We start from the raw sequence: 4,224 nt of genomic DNA, 5'->3' as shown, positions 1-4,224 counted from the left end.
GGTCGGGGCTACCTCAGAATCCGGTTTCGTTGACCGCGGTGGTGTGGTAGTTCTCGTTCGGCGTGCCGCTCGGCTGGTCCACCGTGTCGGAGGGCGGGCCCGAGGGGTGCGCGGCCTGCCATTCCGGACTGTTGGCCTGCAGGATCTGGGTGTGGAACTGCTGGAACATCGCCTTTACGGCGCCCTCGCAGTTGGCGTAGTTCTGCGCGGCCTTGGCGATGCCTCCGGTCAGGACGTTGATGATGCCCTGGGCCGCCGGGACGCTTTCGTAGTACGCCCCGTCGGTGGCGTTGTTACGGTCCTCGGCCTCCTGCGTGCCGTAGAACTGCTGTGTCACCGCCGTCCAGCGGGCGTTGAAGTCGTCGGCGATGTCCGCGGCGTCGCCGGTCCACGAGAGCCGCAGTTCGCCGAGGGAATCCATGATGTCGGTGAGTGCGTAACTGATGTTCTGGGCCGCCGAGTTCACTTGCTCGCAAGCCGCGTTGAGACTGTTCGGATCCACCGAGAGCGTGACGGCGTTGTAGTCACGGGGAATGGCTGACATGGCCTGATGCCTCCTCAGGAGCCCTGCGAATTGGCGATGTTGGCGGTCTCGGCGGAGATGTAGTTCGCCTTGCTGGTCATCATGCGTTCGATCATGTCGGTGAGGAGGTCCTGGAGGTCTCTCATGGTTTTGTTGACCTCGGTGGAGACATCGCTGAACGTGGTGCCGGCGGGGCCTTTCCAGGCGTCTTCGATGACGCGGTACTGATCCTGGATGGTGTTGATGTTGTCCTCGATCACATCGGCCCGGTTCCGGACCAGGGTGATGGCCTCTCCCAACTGGGCGATGTCGACCGCCCAGGCTGCGGGAGTCATCACCGTCGAGCCGTCGGCGAGCAGATAGGAGCCGTCGCTCTGCTGGGTGGCGCCTTCGATTCCGTTGTCGGTGACCATGTAGGTGGAACCGTCGGAGCCGGTGAAGAGGCCGGTCTGGGTGTCGAGAGTGCCGGTGAGTACGGTGCCGTCCGCCAGGACGACGGTCGTCCCGTCGGAGGAGTAGAAATCACCGCCGGACATATAGCCGTAGAGCACCGTGCCGTCGGGCAGGGTCTTGGTCACCCCGTCCTTCAGGAAACTGCCGTCCGGGCTGCTGATGCCGTGCTCGACCTCGCCGTCGGCGGAGACATAGACAGTCCCGTCCTGGGAGATCCAGCCGCCGTCCTGGGTGGCGGTCCCCATCAGCGTCTGGCCGTCGACGGTCTGCGAGGTGAGGAACTGCCCGTCCGCCGTGGTCTGTCCGTTGAGGACCGTGCCGTCGGGCTGGATCTCGACGGTTCCGTCCTGCGAGACCCACGTTCCGTCGCTCAGCACGCTTCCGTACACCTGCTGGCCGTTGACGGTCCGCACCTGGCCGTTCGGCACGAACGTACCGTCGGGCGCGGTCAGCCCGTACTCGGCCTCACCCGTGGGGGAGACATAGACGGTGCCGTCCTGGGAGATCCACCCGCCGTCCTGGGTGGCGGTCCCGAGCAGCGTGTGCCCGCCGACGGTCCGCGAGGTCAGGGACGAAGTGTCCTCCGACGTCGACTCCTCGGACTCGCCCGAGGTGGTCTCCTCGGTCCCGTCGGACGTCGTCGTGCCGTCGTCGGCGGCGGCATCGTCCACGACCGTGGTCGTACCGTCGTCCGCGACCGTCGTCGTGCCGTCCCCGCCCGACGCGTCGCCGTTCGCCACGAACGATCCGTCCGACGAGGTCTGCCCGTACTCGACCTGACCGTCCGCCGCGACGTAGACGGTCCCGTCCTCGGAAATCCACCCGCCGTCCTGGGTGTCCGAGCCCAGCAGAGTCTGACCGCCGACAGTGCGCTCGGTCAGAAACTGCCCATCGGACGAGGTCTCCCCATGCTCGACCACACCATCGGCGGTGACCATCGTCGTCCCGTCCTCAGACAGAAACGACCCATCATCCAACTGCGTCCCATAAACGGTCTGACCGTCGATCTGCTGAACTTCACCATTCGCCAGGAAGGCCCCGTCCGGCGCGGTCAGCCCGTGCGTGACCTCGCCTTCGCTGGAGACATAGACCGTCCCGTCCTGCGAAATCCAGCCGCGATCCTGCGTGTCCGAACCCCACAGATCCTGACCCTCAACCGACCGCTCCGTAACGAACTGCCCGTCCGACGTGGTCTGCCCATGCTCGACCACACCACCGGACGTGACCATCGTCGTCCCGTCCTCGGACAGGAACGACCCATCATCCAAACGCGTCCCATAAACCTCCGCACCATCAATGGTGCGCACCTCACCATTGGCCAAGAACGCACCATCAGGCGCCGTCAGACCATGCTCGACATCACCGTCCGCCGAGACATAGACCGTCCCGTCCTGCGAAATCCACCCGCCATCCTGCGTGTCCGAACCCCACAGACCCTGACCCTCAACCGACCGCTCCGTAACGAACTGCCCGTCCGACGTGGTCTGCCCATGCTCGACCACACCACCGGCCGTGACCATCGTCTTTCCGTCTTCGGACAGGAACGACCCATCATCCAGACGGGTCCCGTAAACCGAGTGGCCGTCGATCTGCAGAACTTCGCCGTTTGCCAGGAACGCGCCGTCCGGTGCCGTCAGGCCGTGCTCGACCGTGCCGTCGCTCGAAATGTAGACCGTCCCGTCCTGGGAGATCCAGCCGCCGTCCTGGGTCTCGGAGCCCAGCAGATGTTCGCCGTCGACGGTGCGTTCGGTGAGGGACGGGCCGTCCGACGTGGTCTGCCCGGGATCTGGGTCGCGGGTGTCCGTCGTGGTCGTCGTCGCGTCCGTTTCCGGTGACGCCGATGTGGATGTGGACGGTGACGAATGAGTGTCGCCCGCCGGCGTGACTGCCGTCGGCTCCGTCTGTGAAGTCCCGTAATCGGGCGGTGTGTTGTCGCGGACTCCCACCGTGTCACCGGTGTCCGGATGATCCGTCGGCGGATGGCCGTGGTGGTCGGTGTGGGCCGGCGTGTCGGACTCGCTCGTCGCCCGGGAGAAGAACGAGCTGTCCAGGTGCGTCAGCGGTCCGCCGTCAGGCGAGTGATCGGCCCCGTCGGGAAAGGAGCCGTGTCCGTCGGCCACTGGTTCCGCCAGGGCGGAGCTCTGCGTATCCGGCGTATCCGCGGATTGCGCGTCGTCCTGGGCGGTCGAAGCCGCCGCGGGTTCGAAAAGCCCCCGGTCCAGGGGAATCAACGCCTCGCCGTCGGTGTGCGCGTTCGTCATCTCGCCCCGTCTCCTCTCCCCGCCGGCGACTTCATATGTGTCCGCACGCTAAGGGTCGTGGAATGGTCGGAGACTGCGTAGATCCTTGTTACTGACGTACGGACGTCCTGGAATGGGGACGTCGAGCGACGGTCGATATCCCGGCACCATGGATAGGTCAATCAGCAGGCCGATGACCGAAGAAAGCGGGGTGTCCCATGGGCGACAGCGACAGCGACGTGAGCCCTCACGCATCGCAATACCAGAGCGACCCCTGGGTACCGAACGTAGACCCGGACGCGAGCGATCACGACGACCAGGAGGACGCGGCCGAGACCTACTCCGAGATCTACGGGGTCACGGCGACCACCAACCCGACCGACGACTCGGACGACGACGAGCCGCCGGACGAGATGGTGACCATGCCGAAGCTGAGCATGGCCTACACCACGTCCCCCGACCTGGTGCCCACCGTGCCGGGAGGCGGGTCGGGCAGCGCCATGCCCACCCTTCCGGACAGCAGCGCCTTCTCGATCGACCTCGGCGCGCTGCGGGCGGCGGAGCAGACCTTCCTCGACGCCGTCGCGAATGCGTCGAGCGCGTATGAGACCTTGCGGGCCAAGGTGCAGGGTGCCATCGACGACACCAATCTGTTCGGCCAGAAAAACGGTCAGGTGGTGGGCGCCGGTCGGACGGCGAGCTGGGTCCCGGACGAACTCGCCGAGAGCGGAGCCCAGTTCGCCGAGGCGATCAACCCGCAGCTTTCAAAGGTCATGCAGGACGGCGCGGGCGGCATCGAACTGATGGGCACCTTCACGGCGCTGCTCAACAACGCCGGCCAGACCTACGCCGAGACGGACTCGGAGTCGGCCATGCCGGACTTGGGCCCGCGTGCCCAGCCGGCGGTGCAGATAAGCGACGTGGAGTCGAACTCGGCGATATAGGCGGTATAGCGGATTCCGCGCACGCCGAACGGCGCCCGGCCACTTCCCGGCCGAGCGCCGTTCG

General features: G+C 66.2%; 3 protein-coding genes. 1 reads left to right on the top strand and 2 read right to left on the bottom strand.

All coding sequences use genetic code 11. The features are described 5' to 3' along the window. Positions 1-13: 13 nt before the first annotated feature. Together ACGFZQ_RS13160 and ACGFZQ_RS13155 are read right to left on the bottom strand one after the other, a co-directional pair. A complete protein-coding gene (locus tag ACGFZQ_RS13160) occupies positions 14-544 on the bottom strand; it encodes a WXG100 family type VII secretion target (RefSeq protein WP_393840427.1) in 531 nt (176 codons plus the stop codon). A 14-nt stretch (positions 545-558) separates the two neighbouring features. Further along, positions 559-3,237, bottom strand: coding sequence for a WXG100 family type VII secretion target (locus ACGFZQ_RS13155; RefSeq protein WP_393840426.1), 2,679 nt, complete (start codon positions 3,235-3,237; stop codon positions 559-561). 197 nt (positions 3,238-3,434) lie between these two features. Between ACGFZQ_RS13155 and ACGFZQ_RS13150 the strand changes: the two genes are divergently transcribed. Then, complete coding sequence (locus ACGFZQ_RS13150) at positions 3,435-4,160, top strand: hypothetical protein (RefSeq protein WP_393840425.1); 726 nt, start codon at positions 3,435-3,437, stop codon at positions 4,158-4,160. Positions 4,161-4,224: the final 64 nt, after the last annotated feature.

This window comes from Streptomyces sp. NPDC048254, from assembly GCF_043201895.1.
Lineage (GTDB): Bacteria > Actinomycetota > Actinomycetes > Streptomycetales > Streptomycetaceae > Streptomyces.
The sequence above is the reverse complement of the archived record's forward strand: the minus strand, read 5'-3'. Positions and strand labels throughout refer to the sequence as shown.